The organism is Pseudomonas sp. TMW22080 (assembly GCF_022496745.1).
Classification (GTDB): Bacteria; Pseudomonadota; Gammaproteobacteria; order Pseudomonadales; family Pseudomonadaceae; genus Aquipseudomonas; species Aquipseudomonas bubulae.
The window spans coordinates 765495-788280 of record NZ_SCFF01000001.1; the positions used below are offsets into that span (position 1 = coordinate 765495).

The window sequence follows — 22786 nt, forward strand, 5'->3', positions numbered from 1 at the left end:
TCACAAAGGAACCTGTTGAATGCTTACCAACAAAACGATTCTTGTCACTGGCGGCACCGGCTCTTTCGGTAATACCTTCGTACCGATGACCCTGGCCAAGTACAACCCGAAAAAAATCATCATCTTCTCCCGTGACGAGATGAAACAGTGGGATATGGCCAAGAAGTTTGAAGGCGACTCCCGCGTGCGCTTCTTCATCGGTGATGTGCGTGACAAGGAGCGTCTGTACCGTGCTCTGGACGGCGTGGATTATGTGGTACATGCCGCAGCCACCAAAATTGTACCGACTGCCGAGTACAACCCGTTCGAATGCGTAAAAACCAATATCAATGGCGCCATGAACCTTATCGATGCCTGCATCGACAAGCGCGTTCATCGCACCGTTGCTTTGTCCACCGACAAAGCCAGCAGCCCGATCAACCTGTACGGCGCCACCAAACTGGCCTCCGACAAAATGTTCGTGGCTGGCAACTCCTACTCCGGCAGCCATGACTCAACCTTCTCCGTAGTGCGTTACGGCAACGTAATGGGTTCGCGCGGTTCGGTCATCCCATTCTTTATGTCCATCAAGGACAAAGGCGTGCTGCCGATTACTGATGAGCGCATGACCCGTTTCATGATCTCACTGGAAGATGCAGTGAAACTGGTTTGGCACGCCTTTGAAGATATGGAAGGCGGCGAGATCTACGTTAAAAAGATCCCGTCGATGAAAGTCACGGATCTGGCCCGCGTAGTCGCCCCTGAAGCAGAGCAAAAAGTCATCGGTATTCGCCCGGGCGAGAAACTGCACGAGCAGATGATCAGCGCTGAAGACGCCTACTACACCTACGAATACCCTGAGCACTTCAAGATCCTGCCGACCATCAACGGCTGGGCGGATTGCCCTAAACGCATCAAGGATGGTGTACGGGTACCTGAAGGCTTCGTCTACGCCAGTGACAACAACACTGAGTGGATGAGCGATGCCGATCTGGAAAACTGGATCGAAATCAACCGCGCCAAGATCGGGAGCATCTAAAGCATGATTCCCTACGGCCGCCAAGACATCACCCAGACCGATATCGATGCGGTCGTGGGGGTACTGCAATCCGATTTTCTGACCCAGGGCCCCATGGTCCCCCGCTTTGAACAAAGCGTGGCGCAGCATGTGGGTGCCACCCATGCCCTGGCTGTCAACAGTGCCACCTCGGCATTGCACATTGCCTGCCTGGCCCTCGGGCTTGGCCCGGGCGACCGGTTGTGGACAACGCCAATCACGTTCGTGGCTTCGGCCAACTGCGCGCTGTACTGTGGCGCCGACGTGGATTTTGTCGATATCGACCCACGCACCTACAACCTCTGCCCGCAGGCGCTTGCCCTCAAGCTGGAACAGGCCGAACGCGAAGGCACTCTGCCTAAAGTCGTCGTTCCCGTTCACTTGTGTGGCCAGCCGTGCGATATGCAAGCCATCCATGCTCTGTCCCAGCGCTATGGATTCAAGATTATTGAAGATGCATCTCACGCCATTGGTGGCAAATACCAGGGTGAGTTCATCGGTAACTCCCGTTACAGCGACATCACCGTATTCAGCTTTCATCCGGTAAAAATCATCACCACCGCCGAAGGCGGCATGGCGTTGACCAACGATGAAGCACTGGCCAATAAAATGGCCCTGCTGCGCAGCCACGGCATTACCCGTGACCCGGCGCTGATGACCCGCGAAGCGGATGGTCCTTGGTACTACCAGCAGATCGATCTGGGCTTCAACTACCGCATGACCGAACTGCAGGCCGCTCTGGGCGTGACCCAGATGGAGCGCCTGGACCAGTACGTTGCTCGCCGCCATCAACTGGCCCGTCGCTATGACGACCTGCTGACCGGCTTGCCCGTAACCGCACCATGGCAGCATGCCGACAGCTACTCCGGTCTGCACCTGTATGTAATCCGCTTGCAACTGGACAAGATCCAGAAGACCCATCGCCAGGTGTTCGAAGCGCTGCGCGAATTGGGTATCGGCGTAAACCTGCACTACATTCCGGTACACACCCAGCCTTATTATGAGCGCATGGGCTTTAAACCGGACGACTTCCCGCAGTCGCAAACTTACTATCAGGAAGCAATCAGCATCCCGATGTTTCAAACCATGACGGATGAGCAGCAGGATGAAGTAATTGCTGCTCTGCGCGTAGCGGTGCAGGCATGAAACTGGCGATCATCCCCGCACGCGGAGGCAGCAAGCGTATTGCACGCAAGAACATCAAGCTGTTCTGCGCAAAGCCGATGATCGCCTGGTCCATTGATGCAGCCCTGCAAAGTGGCTGCTTTGATCAGGTCATAGTGTCCACTGATGATCAAGAGATTGCCGAGGTCGCACGTCAGTACGGCGCAACGGTGCCTTTTATGCGCCCAGCCGAACTGTCTGACGACCACACCGGTACTGTTCCGGTGATCCAGCATGCCATTGAATGGGTCAATGCCCAGGGCCAACCCGTCGAGCAGGCATGTTGCCTGTATGCCACGGCCCCTTTTGTCAGCGCTGAAGATATCAATCGCGGCCTTGACATCCTGGACGCCACCCAAAGCGATTACGCCTTCTCAGTGACCAGCTATGCCTTCCCCATCCAGCGGGCAATTCGCCTCAATGATGAAGGTCGGGTGCAGATGTTCAATCCCGAGTACTTCAACATCCGCTCCCAGGATCTTGAAGAGGCGTTTCACGATGCCGGTCAGTTCTACTGGGGCACCGCAGATGCGTGGCTTCAAGGGCGAATGATCTTCGGTACTGGCTCGGTGCCTGTGCCGCTACCGCGTCACCGGGTACAGGATATCGACACACCCGAAGATTGGGTACGTGCCGAGTGGTTGTTCAAGGCCATGCAGGCCGAAGCGCAGTGAGCACAACCCCGATGAAGATTGTTTTGCGTGTCGATGCCTCGCTGCAAATGGGCACAGGTCATGTCATGCGCTGCCTGACCCTGGCCAACGTACTCAAGCAGCAAGGCAATCAATGCGAATTCATCTGCAGGGAACATGCTGGCAACCTGATCGGACATATCCGCAGCCAGGGTTTTGATGTGCATGAACTGCCCTCTACGGGTTCGATAGCCATCGATGGCCCCGTACTGGCACATGCTGCCTGGCTCGGGGCCACGCAAGAAGAAGATGCGCAGCAATGCACATCCATTATTCGTCAGCTCAAACCCGACTGGCTGATCGTAGATCACTACGCGCTGGATGCCCGATGGGAAGCCGCGCTGGCGGCGTATTACCGCAAATTGATGGTGATCGACGACCTGGCAGACCGGCCACATATCAGTGACCTGCTGCTGGATCAGACCTTCGGCCGAGACGCCAGCGACTATGCCCCCTGGACCCCGCAGACATGCACCCTGCTCTGTGGCTCGCAATTTTCGCTACTGCGGCCCGAATTCGCAGCCTTGCGAGACTTCAGCCTCGAGCGTCGGCGCAACCCGCAACTGCAACACCTGCTGATCACCATGGGCGGTGTGGACAAGGACAACGCCACCGGGAAAATCCTGCAGGCACTGAAAAACACGGATCTGCCGGCGGATTGTCATTTCAGCGTGGTGATGGGCAGTACCGCGCCATGGCTGGCAGAAGTTCAGCAACTGGCCGGGCAAATGCCCTGGCCGACCACGGTGAAAGTCGGTATCAGCGACATGGCACAACTGATGGCCGAAAGCGATCTGGCTATTGGTGCGGCGGGCGCAACGTCATGGGAGCGCTGCTGCCTGGGGTTGCCGACCATTATGGTGGTGCTGGCGGATAACCAGGCCCTGGCCGCACAGATTCTTGATAACGCACAGGCTGTTATCAAGCTTGCGCTGGATGAGCAACTGGCAAGCGAGCTTGAACAGATAGTCAGTACGCTCACCCATGACTCAAATCGCCTTGAAAGCATGACTGAACACGCCAAAAACATTACCGACGGCACAGGCTGTCAGCATGTCGCCCGCCAGCTGAATGTGTTGAGCCAAATTTAATGGAGCAGGTTATGCAGCAACTTGGACAGCTACGCCCGATAGAACAGCATGAACTTGAGTTGATGCTTGATTGGCGCAACGCACCCAATGTGCGGGCCAATATGTATACCCGCCACGAAATAAGCCTGGAGGAACATCTGGCCTGGTGGGCACGGGTACAAAAACGTGACGATCAGCAGTATTTCATGTACGAAGCTGATGATACGCCACTGGGTATCGTGGGCTTTGTAGGGATCGACAAAACCAGTGAAAACTCATCCTGGGCTTTTTATGCCTCACCCGAGGCGCCAAAAGGCACCGGCAGCAAAATGGAGTTCTTGGCACTGGAGTGTGCATTCAATCAACTTGCCCTGCACAAACTTTACTGTGAAGTGCTCGCCTTTAATGCACCCGTTATCAAGCTGCATCAAAAGTTCGGTTTTAGCGTAGAAGGCATCCTGCGCGAGCATCATAAAATCGATGACACCTTTATCGATATCTATCGGTTAGGCCTGCTGGAAACAGAGTGGGCAGAAAAACGCACCGATATGTTGAACAAATTAATCAAACTTTCCGGAAAAAGCGCATGAATCCGACTATTTCGATTGCTGGCCGCCCGATCGGGCCCGATCACGCCCCCTATATCATTGCCGAGCTCTCTGCCAACCATAATGGCAAGCTTGAAACCGCACTGAAAATCATCGAAGAGGCGAAAAAGGCCGGTGCCGACGCGGTCAAACTGCAAACCTACACCGCAGACACCATCACCCTGGATTGCGACTCGGAAGAGTTTCAGATCCATGGTGGGCTGTGGGACGGTAAAAACCTGTATCAGCTATACAAAGAAGCACAAATGCCTTGGGAATGGCATTCGATCCTGTTTGAACATGCACGCAAACTGGGCATCACCATTTTCAGCTCCCCGTTCGACAACACAGCGGTCGACTTGCTGGAAAGCCTCAACGCACCGGCCTATAAAATTGCCTCTTTCGAAGCCGTAGACTTGCCATTGATCAAATACGTTGCCAGCACCGGCAAACCGATGATCATCTCGACCGGCATGGCTGATGCCGATGAAATTCAGGAAGCCATCCAGGCCGCCCGCGACGGTGGCTGCAAAGAGCTGGCCATCCTGCACTGCGTAAGTGGCTACCCTGCCCCTGCGGCGGATTACAACCTGCGCACCATACCCGACATGATGAGCCGCTTCGGCCTGGTTACCGGATTGTCCGATCACACCCTGGACAACACGACAGCCATTGCCAGTGTAGTGATGGGTGCATCGGTTATCGAAAAGCACTTTACCCTTGATCGCAGTGGCGGCGGCCCCGATGACAGTTTCTCGCTCGAGCCTGCTGAACTGGCAGCCTTGTGCCGTGACAGCAAGACTGCTTGGGCGTCGTTGGGTCAAGTCGATTACGGTCGTAAATCAAGTGAACAGGGAAATGTTAAATTTCGACGGTCACTTTATTTTGTCGAATCTCTGAATGAAGGAGATATTATTACTAAGTCATCGATACGCAGCGTTCGTCCTGGCTATGGATTACCTCCAAAAATGACGGATGATATTATCGGCAAAAAAGCAACAAGAAATATTAAAGCCAATACACCAGCAACCTGCGAACTATATAAATAAAATGAATATATGCTTCATTACCTGTTTCAACAAAACTATTTTTTTCAAAAAAATATCTGATTACTTAGAGGAAACAAATCCAGAAATTACAATATATTGGCTCTCTACCTCCCCAAAATGGAGTCAATATCTGATCGATAATGGAACGAACCCTGAAAACATCACACAAATAAATGCTGACGAAAAACTACTACCTGCAGAGGAGGAGAAAGCAAAACAACTAATATCCTTTGCCGAGCATAAAAATAAAAAATCAGCAAACTTCATATTTCTCTCTGATCGAATAATAAATCACTGGAACCATAATAAAGCAGAAGAATACTTATTATTAGCCACAAAAAAAATACATGACTCTCTTTCAACTAACCAAATAAAAATAGTATTCGGAGAAGCTACTGCTCTGCATGAGGTATTAACAGCATTCCTTTGTGAAGCTAACGCTGTCGCTTTTCTTAAACCACATACCATACGAATCCCCACTACACATTTTGCTTTCTTCAAAGGCTACCTAGAAAACAATTTCGCTACCGAAGACACGCTGCCGTCTAGTATCGACATTGAAAAAGCTGAACAGCAAATAATATCTGTCACTAAAAAAAACCAGAAACCTGATTATTTTTACATCAACAACAAAAGACCAAACTACTTTGACAAAAAATTTCTTACTTCGGCAATCAAAAAAATACCAGACTCCTACATCGAACCTAAAAAAAATGCATCCGAAAAAAGCATTTATCACCACCTATTCATAGAACAAAAATTTCTAACCCCTTTAAAATCTCTAATATCTTCAAAATCAAATCAATTCGAAGATCCAATTGAGGGTGAAAAATTCATACTTTACACACTGCACAAGCAACCTGAAGCCTCCATTGATGTTCTAGGAACGGCGTACTCCAACCAAATAGAGCTAATAAGAAACATATCTATAAATACACCGAGAGATTTTAGAATATACGTAAAAGAACACTCAAACGCTATTGGGGAACGCCCACTTAACTATTTAGATACCATAAAAAAAATCCCGAATGTCCGACTAATAAATCCCACTTTTGACTCACATTTACTGATAAAAAAATCTGAACTCGTCATTACCATCTCAGGAACCATAGCTTTCGAAGCAGCACTATATGGCAAGAAATCAGCTACATTCGCACCAATGTTTTTCAATAAAATAAGTAATTGTCACTATATAAAATCTCCGGACATGATTCCTGAAATTCTTTCAGCTCCGCTTATTGCCGATCCAGATTCAAACCTTAAAGAAACCTTATCGTCTATAATTTCAAATTCATTTATCGGCTCAATAAGTGACCCTGTAAGTTATCCAAACTGCATATCCGAAGAAAACATAATGAATGTTGGGAGCGCATTTTTGGAGTGCATAAAAAAACATGAATAAAAAAACATTATTAATAATATGTGACTCGCATGGTACAGACTGGGGATGCGTGGGCTATGCGAACAGACTAAAATCACTACTCAATGATGAATGGAACACCCTAATTTTAGCTTACCCAGGTATAAGCCTAAAAAAAATTCATTCTTTGCTATGTGATAAAGAGCTCAATCAGTTCGACGCAATACTGCTGGGCATAGGTAATCCTGACGTGCACCCGCGAATGCCACGCGCTGTCATTGGCTTGCTCAAGAGACTAGGGTTTTCTTCAGCTAGAGACTCATACTTCTCTGTCCCCCCAAATATCAATCTAAGTTACCTTTTAAGACTACCGCTATTTTTAGTTAGAATCCTCACAGTCAGATTGCGCATAGAAACTTACACATCAGCCCCAGAACTCGAGCAGTTAATATCCAAAACCATAGAGCTACTTTCAACCAAAACAAAGCAGTTACATATTCTTCCAATCTTCAAGGTTAGCGAACATATTTATGGGAAAACCCACAACCTTAACGCGAACAACATAAACAGACACCTCTACAACTCCCATCACAGAAATCTAATAAAGGATGATGCGATATCTGAAAAACACTATAAAAACAATCGTAATTTTGATTTTTTTCATTTCAACAACAGCTTTCAAGAAAAGCTAGCTAAAACGATAGAGAAAGTCATAAACAATTAACAAAAAAGCGAACACTAAGCACTCAAAAAAGTAAATACCCTACAAGCAACCCCCAAGCGAAAAGACAAAATGAACGCTCCTCAAGCCACACTTAGAATACTTAGCCCGTTGAAAATATATTTTCTCGGCCTATCCGTCTATCTTGCTCTGTGGGTTCTATCCCCGATCGACTTTAACTTCCAAGGGGACGCAGACTCCGTCGTACTATTTTTCTTTTACAATTTGTTATTTGCTCTAGGCCTAAGCGCCGGATACAGACGCAAAAGCGAATCAAAAACACACATACCTGTAAACAAAAAAAACATACTCTCACTAATAAACACTATTTCTTGGCTAGGCAGTATAGGCCTGCTAATTCGTTGTTTTGAGCGTATTTTCATTCGTTCCGGCGGAGCAATCAGTACCGATTTTATTGCGAATAGGGAGATGATCTCAGCTGGAGGTTCAGGTAGCATTGCACTAATCGGTTCTTTATTGTCATCATTTCTTTATTTCCTCCCGTTCTTTATTTTCCTCGCCCGCGCTACTGGATTCCGCTACAGATATCACTACTTCTTACTATTGGCATCTCTTCTCAACCCATTATTCGACGTGGCTTTTCAAGGCTCAAGAAGCAGCCTGGTAATGTACATAAGCATATTCGCTATCTCAGCGATAACAACTGGATTACTTAAGTTCAATATTAAAAAAACTATATTGGTGGCATTTTTATCAATTGCTTTTATTTGGTTTGGTGGCTCAATTTTTTGGCAAAGAACAATACAGCTCGGCCTAGACCCAATTGCATCAATGCAAACGTCAGGCTATGCCATTTTTGCACCTGCAAGCGATACTGTACTAACCTATTTAACCAACGACAAAAGCAGTATAGTTTCCGGGCTCTTATTTTCAGCAGTAAACTTCAGCCAATATTTTTTGCACGGAATGTATGAGTTTTTTTATCTGGCAGCAAATACAAATTCAGCAACAACCTTCGGCCTTCAAACCTTATATATACCTGCAAAAATAGTTACCACTATCTTTGGCGGCCCAGATGTCGGAACACTGAATGCAAGTGGTGTATTGAGACCTGGAGTTTACACTACATTCTTTGGCCCCTTACTTTATGACTTCGGTCCAACAGGAGGGGCCTTTGCGAGCTTTTTCTTTGGAGGTCTAACCGGACTATTACATCGATTAATCTATAAGCAAAAAATTAGCTGGGCTCCTTTATATTTAATATTTAGTGCCTTTTTGCCATTTGTCTTTGTCGTAAATCTTTTTACCTCTGGGGGAGGACAATACGCAATGATCTCAGCCATACCTCTTGCCTTCCTAATCAAATCTAAGCGGATTACAAAAAAAGCCGATCAAACAAACACGCTCTCTTAGACCCTTTGGAATAAAAAATGAAAGTTGCAATAATCCACTATTGGTGGCTCAGCAATCGCGGTGGCGAAGCAGTGGTTTCTGCGCTTACTGAGATTTACCCGAATGCAGATTTATACCTTCACGTATGTAATGAGGATACGGTTAAGAATTCATTACCTGCTAACCATGTAGGAAAGATCAGCACGACTTTCATATCAAAACTTCCCGGAGCAAAAAAACACTATCAAAAATATCTCCCTCTGATGCCTCTCGCATTGGAGCAGTTGGACCTCAGCGCCTACGATCTGATCCTCAGCAGCGAGTCAGGCCCGGCCAAAGGTGTTATCACTCGCCCCGATGCCGTGCATATTTGTTATTGCCACTCGCCCATGCGTTATGTATGGGACATGTACCACGAGTACCGCTCAACCGCTGGCCGCGTTGTCAAAGCGCTGTTCCCGTTTATTGCGCATTATCTGCGTATGTGGGACCGCCTTTCAGCAGACCGTGTTGATCACTTTATTGCCAACTCCAAATTTATTACTTCACGGATCAGGAAGTTTTATCGCCGCGATGCCGATGTGATTTATCCGCCGGTCAATACCACCGAATTCTCCCATGAGCAAGTGCGGGGCGATTTCTATCTGTGCCTGGGGCAACTGGTGCCTTATAAAAAGGCTGACATTGCGGTTGATGCCTTTAACAAGCTGGGTCTGCCTCTGATAGTGGTGGGTGAAGGCGAATTGTTCGAAGCCTTGAAAGCTTGCGCCGGTGATAACGTGACATTGATGGGCCGCCAACCATTTCCTGTGATCAAGGATTTGCTTGAGCGTTGCCGCGGCCTGATTTTCCCGGGTGTGGAAGACTTTGGCATTGTGCCGGTCGAAGCAATGGCGGCTGGTGCACCCGTAATTGCCTTCGCCAAGGGCGGAGCACTGGAAACGGTGATCCACGGCCACACGGGCGTGCATTTCCATGAACAGTCCGTGGAAGCATTGATAGCTGCTGTGCAACAAGTCGAATCGGGGCAGTTTGTGTTTACACCATCACACTTGCACGAGCATGCAGCCGGTTTCGACAAATCCGTATTCAAGCAAAAGATCAAAAACTTTGTCGACAAGGCGCTGTCAGAAGCCTGAACCTTGTTGCCTCTGCCCTCGTTGTAAACATACGGCCAGTGCCTACTGGTTTCTGAATAACAGGATGTTCCAGATGATTCTTCCAGTAATCGTTGCTGGCGGTACAGGCTCGCGCCTGTGGCCGCTATCTCGTCAACTCAACCCAAAGCAGTTTTTGCCACTGGCCGATGCCGAGATGTCGATGCTGCAGGCCACTATCCTGCGCCTGCGTGGGCTGGATGCTGCGACGCCACAATTGATCTGCAATGAACAGCATCGTTTCCTTGCCGCAGAGCAGTTGCGCCAACTGGATATGGAACACGCCAGCATTCTGCTGGAACCGGTGGGCCGCAATACCGCACCTGCCATAGCCCTGGCGGCGCTGCAGGCCTGCAAGGACGGCCAGGACCCTGTGTTGCTGGTGTTGGCGGCTGACCATTTGATCCAGGATGTTCCGGCTTTCCATGCCAGCATTCAAGCGGCACTCCCTCTCGCGCAAGACGGAAAGCTGGTGACCTTCGGCGTGGTACCCGACCGTGCTGAAACCGGTTATGGCTATATAGAGAAAGGTCCGGCTGTCGGTACGGGCGGTTTTGCGGTCAGTCGCTTCGTGGAGAAACCAGACCTCGCTACCGCCTGTGACTATCTGGCCAGCGGCAATTTCTTCTGGAACAGCGGGATGTTCATGTTCCAGGCCAGCCGCTATCTGCAGGAGCTTGAGCGGTTCCAGCCGCAGATTCTTGCAGCCTGCCGCAAAGCCCTTGAGGGGGGTACGCAGGACATGCATTTCACTCGCGTGGACAGTGACGTATTCGCTGCGTGCCCGGACGATTCCATCGATTACGCCGTGATGGAAAAAACAGCAGATGCTGTAATGGTTCCGCTGGACGCCGGGTGGAGTGATATCGGTTCCTGGTCGGCACTGTGGGATGTTAGCCCGAAAGATACACACGGCAATGTGTTCAAGGGTGACGTGCTCAGCCAGGCATCGCAAAACTCATATGTTCACGCCGATAGCCGGCTGGTGACACTGGTCGGTGTCGACGATCTGGTCGTGGTAGAGACAAAGGACGCCGTTCTGGTCGCCCACAAGGACAAGGTTCAGGACGTCAAGAAAATCGTTGAGCAGATCAAGCACGGCAGCCGTCAGGAACATATCAACCACCGTGAAGTGTATCGCCCGTGGGGGATGTACGATTCGATCGACAACGGGCACCGTTACCAGGTCAAGCGCATAACGGTAAAACCCGGAGCCAAGCTCTCGGTACAGATGCATCATCACCGTGCCGAGCACTGGATCGTGGTCAGCGGTACGGCCAAGGTTACCAATGGCGAACGTACCTATCTGGTTTGCGAAAACGAATCGACTTATATCCCGATCGGCCAGATCCATGCACTGGAAAACCCGGGTGTTATCAACCTGGAGCTTATTGAAGTGCAGTCCGGCTCTTATTTGGGCGAAGACGATATTGTGCGTTTTGAAGATAAATACGGCCGCGCATAAATGACGACCCGGCAGCGGTTCTGCGTGAACCGCTGCTGGCTGAATCCGAGTGAACAACTCAATTACCTTTGAAGGATTTACATGAGCTCTGCTGTCATTTTCGGAGGCTCCGGTTTTATCGGTGTCTTCTTTGCCAAGCAACTGCTTGCGTCCGGTCGCGCCACTAAAGTTTATTTGTATGACCGAGAACAGGTCGCTGACAAGCCGTTCCCTTATCGCACCAAACTGGTTCGTGACGATGCAAGGATCGTCGAGGTCAAGGGCGATGTTCGCCAGAGCATTACCTGGCAACCTGAAGAGAAAGTCTCGCTTACGGTCAACTTTGCTGCCATTCACCGTGAACCGGGGCATGAAGATTTTGAATACTACGAAACCAACTTGCTGGGGGCCGAGAATGTCTGCGCATGGGCAGAAAAGGTAGCCTGCAACGAAATGGTTTTCACCAGTTCAATTTCACCTTATGGCCCCAGTGAGCAACAAAAAACGGAACAATCCCTGCCCGTGCCTGTCACAGCGTACGGTGGTTCGAAACTGGTAGCAGAAAAAATTCATCAGATCTGGCTGGCGGCAGACAGCACACAGCGCCACCTGGTGATCGTGCGCCCCGGCGTCGTGTTCGGCCCGGGAGAAGGCGGCAACGTATCTCGCCTGATCAAAGCCGTCATGAAACGTTACTTTTTCTATATGGGCAACCGTGATACCCGCAAGGCCGGTACTTATGTGAAGGAGCTGTGCAACGCCATAGAGTGGGCATTGCAGCGCCAGAAAGATCAGGGTCAGCATTTCACGCTATTTAATATGTCCATGAATCCTGGCCCCTCAATTCAGGAATATGTGGAGGCGGTATGCAAGGTGGCGGGTGTTCAACGCAAGGTCCCGGCCATCCCCTACCCGGTGATGCTGGGTTGCGCATACGCGATCGAGGTCATTGCCCGTCCGCTAGGTATCAAGCATCCGTTCAGCCCGGTGCGGATTCGTAAACTGGTACGTTCCAACGACATCCACCCAGGTTATCTGGTCGACAACGGCTATGAGTACAGATTCAACCTGCAGACTGCGTTTGCAGACTGGAAAAAAGATTGCCCCGAAGAGTGGCAATGATCCGTTCAGCCTAGCTGCCATAATGCTGAAACGTTGTCGGGTATACTCAGGCGACTTGCTTAATACAGCACAGGCGCTGAGATGTTTAATGCGGTCAAAACCAATGCTTTATTTGCAGGCACGTTATAAAACGTCAGGCACCCGAAACGCTCTACACGGGTATTCTTGAATCGCTATTGCACACTAAAATGCCTGTAAAGAATCACTCGAGTGCCACATGTGTAGCCCCTCCAGGTGCTACAAGCATATCCAGGGTTCGACGTTCATAGCCTTGGACATAGGCGCTCCGGCACAATCGCCAATACAGACTTTTACAAAAGGATTTTCAAATGAATAAATTTATCGTTTCCGCACTCGCCTTGGCTCTGAGCTCTACCGCTTTCGCCGCCGAACCTGTTGCAGTATCTGCTGACGACGCAGCTGTTGAAGCGCCTGCTGCAGAAGCCGGTTCCCTGGCAACTGAAACCGGCGTTCTGGGTGGCGTAAGCACTACCACCGCCGTTGGGGTGGGCGTTGCCGCAGCAGCCGGCATTGCGGCCGCAGCTTCGGGCGGTGGCGGCGGCGGTGGCGGTGGTAACGGCGGCACTACTGGCACCACGGGCACTACTGGCACCACGGGCACTACCGGTACCAACTAAGTACCTGCCAGGTCGAAAGGACTAAACCACCTGGATAATTCCAGGCATTTGATTTTGATGTGTTTCCTTTACAAGTGTCCTCAATGATGATTCGTAGTTTGTCGCTCGCGGTACTTGCAGGGCTCGCCCTGCAAGGTTGTATGTTTGCGCCCGGTCAGTACCTGGATACCAGTGAGATCGGAACTGAAGGCTCACCTGAAAGCAGTCGGGTCGAGCTGATCCCTATCACTCCGAAGCTGATTGCGCAAAACGCGGCGACCTACGTGTCAAGCTCGGTGCCGGCAGAATTGCTGGCATTCAAGCCTCAGGCCTACCGGATCGGTGCCAACGATGTGTTGTATATCACCGTCTGGGACCATCCCGAGTTGACGGCGCCCTCGGGCCCGCAACAACAAATTGATGCGAATGGTCGCCTGGTGCGGCCGGACGGTACTATTTTCTACCCCTATATCGGCAAGCTCGATGCAGCGGGTAAAACCATTGAAGAACTGCGCTCTACGATTGCACAACGCCTGGCGCAGTTCGTCGACAGCCCGCAAGTGGACCTGAGCGTTCTGCGCTTTGCCAGCCAAAAGGCAATTTTGGCAGGCGCCGTTGTTAAAGCCGGCCCGATTCCGATCACCACTTCCCCTGTGAGTGTTGTGGAAGCACTTGGCGCCTCCGAGATCGATCCTCTGAATGCTGACCTGTCGGGCCTTGTACTCACTCGTGATGGCCGTCAGTACGCGCTGGACATGGATTCGCTCAATGGTCAGGGCGCACAGCTGCACAATGTGTTCCTGAAGGATGGCGACCAGCTCTATCTGCCTTACAACGATCGCAAGAAGATTTATGTAATGGGTGAAGTGCTTGTACCGCAAGCGGTCAAGTTCAAGACCAAGCGTATGAACCTGGCGGATGTTGTCGGCTCGGTGGGCGGTTTGAATCAAACCACCTCCAACGGCAATGCGCTGTATGTGATCCGTGGTGCCGAGAACCTTGAAACCGAACCGGCCCAGGTGTTCCAGCTGGATGCCGAGTCGCCAACGGCCTTTGCAATTGCCAGCCATTTTGAGCTCAAGCCCCAGGACATCGTTTACGTTGGCCCTGCGCAAGTCACCCGCTGGAACCGTCTGATCAGCCAGTTGCTGCCTTCTGCAACCATTCTGGGCACAGGCGCCGCCGCCGGTAATAACCTCAGTGAAGCCAACAGCCGATAAGGTTTGAGCCGTTTTGAAAACTCTTCGTAACCGCTCATGCCTGGTGGCGTGCCTGTTGCTGTGTGGCTGTAGCCCGCTGATGCAAGGCTCGCTCGATACCTTCAAGGCCGCCGTTCAAGGCCCCGTGCAGCTGGAATTGACCGCGGCGGACGTCGCGGCGGTGCCTTATGCGCAAATCCTGGTGACCACGCCTTCCAGTGAAGGGGTGATGGCCAAGCTTCGTCAGCAGGGTGACTTGCAGTACTGGGTCGCCTCGGGCAAGCAAGTGTTGCTGATGCGTAACGGCCTGGTGGTTCGTACCACCGGGCTGCAGCCCGCCCTGGACGGTACCCGTTTCGACGGGCAGTCACCGTTCAAGCGCGGCCTGCATCTGGTGGCGGACGGCGAGCGCAGCACGCGCTGGATCGATATGTATCAGGTTGAGCAGGTTGGCCTGGCGGTTAATAGCCGCTTTGTGCGTAAAGGCCTGGAAACCGTGACCATTCTCGACAAGCCTTATATGCTGCAGCGTATCGATGAAAAATTTGAAATTCCGGCCCTTGATTTTAGCGGCACCAACCATTTTTGGGTCAGGCCCACAGATGGCGTGATACTGCAAAGCGAGCAGTACGTCACCCCAGGGCTTGAGCTGCGCATTGTGCATCTGCGACCTGACTGGGAGGCTGCCCAGTGATCTCTTTGAAAAAACTGGCACTGTGCGTATTGCTCAGTCATGCCGCAATCAGTCAAGCCGCCGTGTCCGTCAGCGGTGATGTGCTCAAGCCGCTCAGCATGACATTCAAGCCAGGCATGCGCTTGCTGGATGTGATCAGCAAGGCCCAGCCCAACCCTGAAAGCTACTGGCTGGCAGCCGCATGGCTGCATCAGCCAGAAGTTGAAAAGCAGGTACGGCTCAAGGCTGGTGTGCTATTCGACCTGAAAATGCTGCAACGCGGCGCCTTGCTCAATAACAACGTCAGCCTCGCGGCTGTGGCGGCGCGCCTGCACCAGGACATCAGCCAATTACCGGTTACTGGCCGCAAAGTGGTCAACCTTGACCCGGTCGCGCTGGAAGTCGGCTTTGCCCACAACTATCTGCTCAGTGATGGCGATAAGGTAACTTACCCTACGCGCACCAATAGTGTGACCGTGGTAGGCGCAGTTGAACATGACTGCACCCTGCCCTATCAGCCCCTGCTGGAAGTACGTGACTATCTCGACGGCTGCCCGCGCCTCAAAGAGGCAGAAGCGGATTTCTTGTGGTTGATTCACCCTGATGGCACTTTCAAGCGTGTTGCCATTGCTGCCTGGAACCGTGAGGACGGCGTATATGCCGTGGCGGGCAGCAAGATTCTGGTGCCCGTGCGCAACGACAATGCCGATTTGCCCACACCTGATTTAAACGAGCAGTTGGCGCAGTTCCTCGCCACCCAACCGCTGGCTGAGGTTGCACCTTGAAGTTACGTTTTGTTGTTGTCGCCTTGTTACCTTATAGCCTGGCCCATGCGGAACCGCGCTATACACAGAATGATTTTGGTGGCGTTGGTCTGTTGCAAACACCGACTGCACGCATGGCTCCTGCTGGCGAACTCAGTCTTAACGCCAACCGTACAGAGCCTTATTCACGTTATAGCCTCTCTTTGCAGCCCCTTGACTGGCTCGAAGGGACATTCCGCTACACCGCTATTACTAACATCAAATACGGTGCAGCCGACGCCACAGGTAATCAGAGCTATAAGGACAAAGCAGTAGACGCAAAAGCCCGACTTTGGCAAGAAAGCCACTGGCTGCCTGAAGTAGCTTTGGGTTTCCGCGATATCGGCGGTACTGGCCTGTTCTCCAGTGAGTACTTTGTGGCCAACAAACGCTACAAGAACCTGGATTTCAGCCTCGGGATTGCTTGGGGATACATAGGTAATCGGGGCGATCTGGATAACCCGCTGGGCTATATCGATGACCGCTTTGACACCCGTCCCGAGACCGTAGGAACAGGGGATGTAAATACTAGCTCGTATTTCCGGGGCAGACCAAGCTTGTTTGGTGGTATAGCTTACCAAACGCCGTGGGCACCTTTAAGCCTTAAGCTGGAGTACGATGGCAACGACTACAAGCACGAACCGAGAAATAACAACCAAGCTCAGAAGTCCCCAATCAATATCGGCGCAGTCTATAAACTTAACGAAAATATCGACCTGACTGCAGGCTGGGAACGCGGCGATACCGCCCTGTTCGGTATTACCCTGCATACCAATTTTGTCAGCCGCAAGGCACCCGTCAAGAGCTTTGATCCACCGGCGCAGCCGCTCCCAACTCAGGCACCTGTCGCACCTCTGGAAGAGATCGACTGGGCTGCGGTATCGCAAAAACTGGAGAAAAACGCAGGCTATAAAGTCGAGCGCATCGCCCAACGTGATTCCGAACTGATGGTGTATGGCGAGCAGTCAAAGTACTTCTACACCGCCAAAGGCGCGGGCCGGGCCAGCCGGATTCTGGACAATACTGCCAACGATGAGATCCAGTGGTTCACCATGGTGAACAAGCGTTATGACATGCCAGTGGAAGAAGTCAGCGTTCCGCGCTCAACCTTTCGCGACGTCGTCAATAACGAGCAGGATCTGGTCAACCTGCACCGCACCACCGAGGTCAACCGTGCCACGGCCCACTATGATAAAACCCTGTATCAGCAAAAGCCTGACCCGTTCACCTATGGATTTGGCCTGGGTTACCAGCAAAATCTGGGTGGACCGGACGGCTTCCTGCTCTACCAGATCAGCGCCTATGCTGAAGGGCAATATCGCTTCACGCCTAATACATGGGCAAGTGGCGGCGTCAGCGTCAACCTGTTGAACAACTATGACAAGTTCACTTATGACGCGCCAAGCAACATGCCGCGTGTGCGTACCGACTTGCGCCAATATGTCACAACCTCCGATGTCACCATGCCAGCCTTACAACTTAACAAGGCAAAGCGACTGGACCAGGATCTGTATGGCATGGTCTACGGCGGTTATCTGGAATCGATGTATGCCGGTGTCGGCGGCGAACTCTTGTATCGCCCAATGGGCGAGCGCTGGTCGATCGGTGCCGATCTGAACTATGTACGCCAACGGGAGTTTGACCAGGGCTTTGGCCTGCGTGATTACAGGACAGTAACCGGTCATGTCACCACTTACACCAAGCTGCCGTTCGATCTGGACGCCGCAGTCAGCGTCGGCCGTTATCTAGCCCGAGACTGGGGTACCACCATCGATATCTCCCGCGAATTCACCAATGGCGTGAAATTCGGTGGCTGGGTAACCCGCACCACGGCATCCAGTGAGGAATACGGCGAAGGTAGTTTCGACAAAGGTATTTATATCTCGATTCCGTTCGACGAAATGATGAGTGTGTCGACCATGAGCCGCGCCAATATCGCCTGGGCACCGCTGACGCGGGACGGTGGCGCCATGCTGCATCGCCAGTACTCGTTGCATACCATGACCGATGGCCGCAACCGTGATGCCTTCTATGAAAACTTCGAGAAGATCACCGAATGAAGCCGCTGATTCAACGCATAGTTGAACTGCCCTTCTGGCTGCGCGCACTGCTGTTTCTGGCCGTGTGCGCAGGCCTGCTGTTTACAGGCTTGCGCAGCCAGCCGATTCCGGAGCTTTTTGCCCAGGAAGACAAGCTGCATCACTTTATTGGTTTTTTCGCCCTGGCATTCAGTTGCCGCCTTGCGTTTTTGCCTGTCAAGCTGCACTGGATCGCCATCGGCTGCGTACTGGCCGGGGTGTTGATTGAATATGCCCAGGCCCTTATTCCATTGCGCACGGCGTCATTTTACGACGCACTTGCCAATACTGCCGGGGTGGCACTGGGCCTGCTTGTGGCTTGGCGCTTCTCGCGCCCCGTAAACTCGCATTGAATAATATGTGAATTCATGCTATCGCCAATAATTTATACTGCCAACAACGCGATTTATCTCGATAAATCGACCTTCGATATGCACAAACTTGAAAATTGCCAGCAGGAATAACACTAAATGCAGCAAATGTTATAAAATGTCTGATTCGATATTGTCTTGTATGGCAAAATCCCACAGCCTCTAAGTACTTGGGTTAGGTGATATGCTTGCTGCAGGATGCACTACCGATATTCAGGCCCCCAAAGCGCTTAATTTTGTCTATAGCCAAGCGCTGGTCGATGATATAAATCAGCTTGTCACTGCTGAAGTGAGACATCTCGACGCCTGCGACACGTTGGGGAATATGGCTTGCGATTTTAGTACCACAGAAGCCGCTTTTATTGAGGTGAATGCTCCTGAAGCTGTTAATGACAGCCTGGAGTTGCTTAAGCATATCCGTACAATCAATGAGGCCGCCTGTATTTATATATTGGTAACCCATAACAAATCGTTCAACAGCACCCATTATTATCTAGCTGGCGCGGATCACTGTATTAAGTTGCCGATTGATCCACTGGAAAAGCAGGCATTACTGTCACGCACTTTAGCGGAGTCACACTGGGCCACAACTACCCACCTGACCCTTGACCGCACTCGGCTTTTATTATGCAGCGCCAGTCAAAAAATTGATATTTCATACACTGAAATGATCATTATCGACGCACTGTTACAGGCGCCGCAGCATGCACTGAGTCAGGACAGCATTGCTAAAACCCTGGACCCCAACATTGTATTTTATGACCCGCGAGCATTGGAAAAAACCATTAGCCGCTTGAGAACCAAGATAAAAAAATACTACCACCTGGAATTGATCTTTAGTGTTCGCGCATTCGGCTATCGACTGCGCCGGGGCACTATTCAGGAATAAAACAATTACTTCATGAACTGCGCTGCAGCGCGCTGTAGTTCGCCAACTGGCACCCGCCTGACACCGACGAATGGAGACGTTGAAGCATGAAGGTAACACTCAGATACTCAGCTTACATACCCTCGGCCAATAACAACTGGATTGCATATAGCTTATCCAGCGCAGCCCTTAAACAAAGCCCTGCTAGCCAACAGACCGGCGAACGCAGTAGTTCGCAGTGGCGTACGCTGCAATTGGATAGCTGGGTAAATGCACAGCGTGGCATGGTGCCTGCTAACAATCATGTATCCAACGCAGCCAGCTTGATAACGGCAATAAAGCCTCACTTGCTGAACATCCACCCCTGCTCTCTGGGCCTGACTGTTATTCCTACTTTGAAAACTCCCCTGACCTCTCCAGCCCTTGCGCCTAGCGCACGCTATTCCAACAGTCCTGATACCTGGTTGTTTTGCTCAACAACACATCGCCTGTGCAATAACAACACCTGTATTCAGCTTACTGCCATAGAGTCGCTGCTGATCAAGACTCTGGCCCAAAGAGATGAGCGTGTTTGCAGCAAACAGGAACTTATTATCGGCATCAATAAAGATGCATCCAGCTACAGTGGCCTGGAAATGTGCCTCAGCCGACTCCAGAGCAAGTTTAAAGGTGTATTTGGCGAGCGACTGTTTCGCTCGGTACGCAACCGCGGTTATTGCCTGGTACAAGATGTGCAAATGGCCGAATAACTGGCATAAAGCAATCACGCAACCGACCGATACAGGCAATTAGCTATTATATCGACATCACTGCAAGTCGTATTTTATCGCTCTATTAAAAATAACATCCGCTCAATGCCTTGTTATAAAACGTCGAACCCTTGTTACTGAGAACCTTTATTATCAACGTTTCGTGTGGCCGATACCTTTTCAGATATAGCGCCACTCAACGCCTGCACATGGAAGAGTGCTGTGATTTATTCCCGTCAGTTACTCCCCTATAGTCAAGTCATTATCACAAGGCTGCTACCTTGATTCATACACGTCTAGATCGTAAAACCGTGGCCAGAGGGCTGACTTTTTGGGGCCAGTGGTCTGTCGCCATGGCCTTTGTCATCGCCTTGTTGGTAGCACTGGTCTATACCAAATTTGGCAGCGTCGATTTCCATTATCGCATCCTCGCCGTTCTGACCTTGCTGGTATCAGTGCCCGCCTATTCTGCCACCCATGTTTACTACAAAAGGCACTCCCTTTTTAACGGCTGTGTGCGCCTGTTTCTTGGATGGATGCTGACCCTGGCGTGCCTGTGCACCATCGGCTTCGTAACAAAATCCGGCGCACTATTTTCCCGGGAAACCCTGCTCAGTTGGGCCGCCTTGGGCTTTCTGATTCAAGTGCCGCCGTATTTGATCCTGCATCGGCTGTCCAGGTTTTATCACCAGCGCAATAACCATCATTACAACAGCCTTATTATTGGTTCTGATGGTGTGGCCCTGAAACTGGCTGACAGTTTTATTGAACAAAACCACTTTCCATTAGTCGGAGTGGTCAGCGCTTCCCCCTTTGAAGACGCGACCAATTCCCCACTTATCGTGGGTGAACTGACCCAGTTACGCTCACTGATTACCGAACATAACATCCGCCGGCTTTATATTTCGCTGTCCCTGCAAGAAGCTCAGCGTATTGAAGCACTGTATATCGACCTGCTTGATTTGAATGTCGACGTTGTCTGGGTACCTGACCTGGACAGCATGATGTTGCTTAACCATTCGGTCAGTGAAATTGGCGGCCGCCCTGCTATCCATTTGAATGAAAGCCCGCTTACCAGCTATCCAACTGCAGCCTTGAGCAAGGCATTGATGGAGCGCTCGCTGTCACTGGCGGCCATTATCTGCCTAAGCCCGGTGCTTGCAGGGATTGCCATTGCCGTGAAGTTATCCTCCCCTGGCCCGATCCTGTTTAAACAGCATCGGCATGGCTGGAATGGCAAGGTAATCAAGGTGTGGAAATTTCGCTCCATGCAAGTTCATGATGACAAACACGTCAAGCAAGCCAGCCGCAACGATTCACGCGTAACAGCCGTTGGCCGCTTTATCCGCCGTACCTCGCTCGACGAACTGCCTCAACTGTTCAATGTGTTACATGGTGATATGGCATTAGTGGGGCCTCGCCCTCACGCCGTTGCCCATAACGACTATTACACCGGCAAGATCCACGCTTATATGGCCCGTCACCGTATCAAGCCCGGCATTACCGGCCTGGCGCAAATCAGTGGCTGCCGAGGCGAAACCGATACCATTGAAAAGATGCAGAAGCGGGTTGAGATCGACCTCGACTATATCAACAACTGGTCGTTGTGGCTCGATATCAAAATCATGATCAAAACCCCGCTTACCTTGATCTCTAAAGATATTTACTGACAGTAAAGCGCCCTACCTCTGTGGGAGCGAGCCTGCTCGCGATGTTATTTAAAACTTCGCGAGCAGGCTCGCTCCCACCCACTTAATAGCTTCACTCCCCCCGTACCTCCCGCCCCTTACTCCCTCCGTGACTCTTCCTTAAAATTCGCACTCAACACCCCCTCCGCAATAGCAACTTCAATACTCTTATCCATCTTTAGTTGCCAGCCATTAAATTGGCGTCAATATACCCTCTAATTAACCCACTCTAAACACACAACAAAACAGCCTCATCGTCTCGACAGAAAACATACATGGCTATATGATATCACCCCGACAAGCAAGCCCCACCCAAACAGGATGTTTTGTGTGCCGAAGTTCTTTTACACGGACTGCGTAATAACCGATCTTAAACAAATAGACTTTCACCGCGATGAGTTTTCTGCCCGTATTAATGGTCGTACGGCCAAGCGCCTGGCCATGACCCATGACCTTTATCACCACCTGATGGGCGCTGACCGCAGTGGTAAAAGCCGGCTCTGGTTTTACGCCCCCGGGTTCAATAAAGCGCTGGTTATCGCCGCTGTACGGCCTGCCGGCCAAGAGCACAACGTGCTGCGCAATCGCGCATTCAGCAGCCCTTACAAAATGATTGTCAGAACCTTGCTTGCCGGCGTGCTGGCCTGGTTCGCCACCTGGGCCTTGCTGGCGGTGCCTGTACTGTCCTGGTATGGCGCCAATGCGCAAAAGGGTGTGCCCTTGCTGGAAACACTCAGCCTGCAGATAGGGGCCGGGGTTGCGTTCCTGAGCTTCAGCTATTGGCTATGGGTTCGGGTAAAGATGCACCGGCTCCAGCGCTGGCCATCGGGGGATTTAACGCCTTATACCCAGGTAACTGTTCCAGTACCCGACGCCGCCCCGCAGGTCCCGGCAAAAGCTGCAGAAGAGCTTGTCGATTAACCCCTGGCACTTTTTAACGCTCGCTGTTTTGCCATACGGCGGCCCCTTCCTGCTACCCCGGGTG

Annotated in this window: 22 protein-coding genes; all 22 read left to right on the forward strand. The window is 51.2% G+C overall.

Annotated elements, in window-relative coordinates:
• Positions 1-19: 19 nt before the first annotated feature.
• Positions 20-1018, forward strand: coding sequence for a UDP-N-acetylglucosamine 4,6-dehydratase (inverting) (gene pseB, locus EQV96_RS03265; protein ID WP_235574709.1), 999 nt, complete (start codon positions 20-22; stop codon positions 1016-1018).
• A 3-nt stretch (positions 1019-1021) separates the two neighbouring features.
• A complete protein-coding gene (pseC, locus tag EQV96_RS03270; protein ID WP_240881290.1) occupies positions 1022-2182 on the forward strand; it encodes a UDP-4-amino-4,6-dideoxy-N-acetyl-beta-L-altrosamine transaminase in 1161 nt (386 codons plus the stop codon).
• The gene (pseF, locus tag EQV96_RS03275; protein WP_240881291.1) at positions 2179-2874 is read left to right on the forward strand and encodes a pseudaminic acid cytidylyltransferase; all 696 of its coding nucleotides are present in this window, start codon (positions 2179-2181) and stop codon (positions 2872-2874) included. The genes pseC and pseF overlap by 4 nt, the downstream gene beginning before the upstream one ends.
• Positions 2875-2885: 11 nt before the next feature.
• Positions 2886-3983, forward strand: a complete 1098-nt coding sequence (gene pseG / locus EQV96_RS03280) for a UDP-2,4-diacetamido-2,4,6-trideoxy-beta-L-altropyranose hydrolase (protein ID WP_240881300.1) — start codon at positions 2886-2888, stop codon at positions 3981-3983.
• 11 nt (positions 3984-3994) lie between these two features.
• Entirely contained in the window at positions 3995-4552 is a 558-nt protein-coding gene (pseH, locus tag EQV96_RS03285) for a UDP-4-amino-4,6-dideoxy-N-acetyl-beta-L-altrosamine N-acetyltransferase (RefSeq protein ID WP_240881302.1), read from the forward strand.
• Positions 4549-5598: a pseudaminic acid synthase gene (gene pseI / locus EQV96_RS03290; RefSeq protein ID WP_240881304.1), complete on the forward strand. Its 1050-nt coding sequence runs from the start codon at positions 4549-4551 to the stop codon at positions 5596-5598. The genes pseH and pseI overlap by 4 nt, the downstream gene beginning before the upstream one ends.
• Complete coding sequence (locus tag EQV96_RS03295; protein ID WP_240881307.1) at positions 5525-7000, forward strand: hypothetical protein; 1476 nt, start codon at positions 5525-5527, stop codon at positions 6998-7000. The genes pseI and EQV96_RS03295 overlap by 74 nt, the downstream gene beginning before the upstream one ends.
• Positions 6993-7682: a hypothetical protein gene (locus EQV96_RS03300; RefSeq protein ID WP_240881309.1), complete on the forward strand. Its 690-nt coding sequence runs from the start codon at positions 6993-6995 to the stop codon at positions 7680-7682. The genes EQV96_RS03295 and EQV96_RS03300 overlap by 8 nt, the downstream gene beginning before the upstream one ends.
• Before the next feature lie 69 nt (positions 7683-7751).
• Entirely contained in the window at positions 7752-9053 is a 1302-nt protein-coding gene (locus tag EQV96_RS03305) for an oligosaccharide repeat unit polymerase (RefSeq protein ID WP_240881311.1), read from the forward strand.
• 17 nt (positions 9054-9070) lie between these two features.
• Positions 9071-10171: a glycosyltransferase gene (locus tag EQV96_RS03310; protein WP_240881312.1), complete on the forward strand. Its 1101-nt coding sequence runs from the start codon at positions 9071-9073 to the stop codon at positions 10169-10171.
• 73 nt (positions 10172-10244) lie between these two features.
• Complete coding sequence (locus EQV96_RS03315) at positions 10245-11654, forward strand: mannose-1-phosphate guanylyltransferase/mannose-6-phosphate isomerase (protein WP_240881314.1); 1410 nt, start codon at positions 10245-10247, stop codon at positions 11652-11654.
• Positions 11655-11735: 81 nt separating this feature from the next.
• Positions 11736-12755, forward strand: a complete 1020-nt coding sequence (locus tag EQV96_RS03320) for an NAD(P)-dependent oxidoreductase (protein ID WP_240881316.1) — start codon at positions 11736-11738, stop codon at positions 12753-12755.
• 329 nt (positions 12756-13084) lie between these two features.
• Positions 13085-13393, forward strand: coding sequence for a hypothetical protein (locus EQV96_RS03325; protein ID WP_095039230.1), 309 nt, complete (start codon positions 13085-13087; stop codon positions 13391-13393).
• Between the two features lie 86 nt (positions 13394-13479).
• Positions 13480-14592, forward strand: coding sequence for a polysaccharide biosynthesis/export family protein (locus tag EQV96_RS03330; protein WP_346769607.1), 1113 nt, complete (start codon positions 13480-13482; stop codon positions 14590-14592).
• 13 nt (positions 14593-14605) lie between these two features.
• On the forward strand, positions 14606-15265 hold the full coding sequence (locus EQV96_RS03335) for a YjbF family lipoprotein (protein WP_276616741.1): 660 nt from the start codon (positions 14606-14608) through the stop codon (positions 15263-15265).
• Complete coding sequence (locus EQV96_RS03340; protein WP_240881320.1) at positions 15262-16029, forward strand: capsule biosynthesis GfcC family protein; 768 nt, start codon at positions 15262-15264, stop codon at positions 16027-16029. Before EQV96_RS03335 ends, EQV96_RS03340 begins: the two co-directional genes overlap by 4 nt.
• Positions 16026-18107, forward strand: coding sequence for a YjbH domain-containing protein (locus EQV96_RS03345; protein ID WP_240881322.1), 2082 nt, complete (start codon positions 16026-16028; stop codon positions 18105-18107). The genes EQV96_RS03340 and EQV96_RS03345 overlap by 4 nt, the downstream gene beginning before the upstream one ends.
• Positions 18104-18478 carry a VanZ family protein gene (locus EQV96_RS03350; RefSeq protein WP_240881324.1) on the forward strand — a complete coding sequence of 125 codons (375 nt, stop codon included), beginning with the start codon at positions 18104-18106 and terminating at the stop codon, positions 18476-18478. The genes EQV96_RS03345 and EQV96_RS03350 overlap by 4 nt, the downstream gene beginning before the upstream one ends.
• Before the next feature lie 202 nt (positions 18479-18680).
• The gene (locus EQV96_RS03355) at positions 18681-19385 is read left to right on the forward strand and encodes a helix-turn-helix domain-containing protein (RefSeq protein WP_095000578.1); all 705 of its coding nucleotides are present in this window, start codon (positions 18681-18683) and stop codon (positions 19383-19385) included.
• A gap of 86 nt (positions 19386-19471) precedes the next feature.
• Positions 19472-20113, forward strand: coding sequence for a winged helix-turn-helix domain-containing protein (locus EQV96_RS03360; protein ID WP_240881325.1), 642 nt, complete (start codon positions 19472-19474; stop codon positions 20111-20113).
• Positions 20114-20466: 353 nt separating this feature from the next.
• On the forward strand, positions 20467-21783 hold the full coding sequence (locus EQV96_RS03365) for an undecaprenyl-phosphate glucose phosphotransferase (RefSeq protein WP_240881333.1): 1317 nt from the start codon (positions 20467-20469) through the stop codon (positions 21781-21783).
• A gap of 348 nt (positions 21784-22131) precedes the next feature.
• Complete coding sequence (locus EQV96_RS03370; RefSeq protein ID WP_240881335.1) at positions 22132-22722, forward strand: hypothetical protein; 591 nt, start codon at positions 22132-22134, stop codon at positions 22720-22722.
• Positions 22723-22786: the final 64 nt, after the last annotated feature.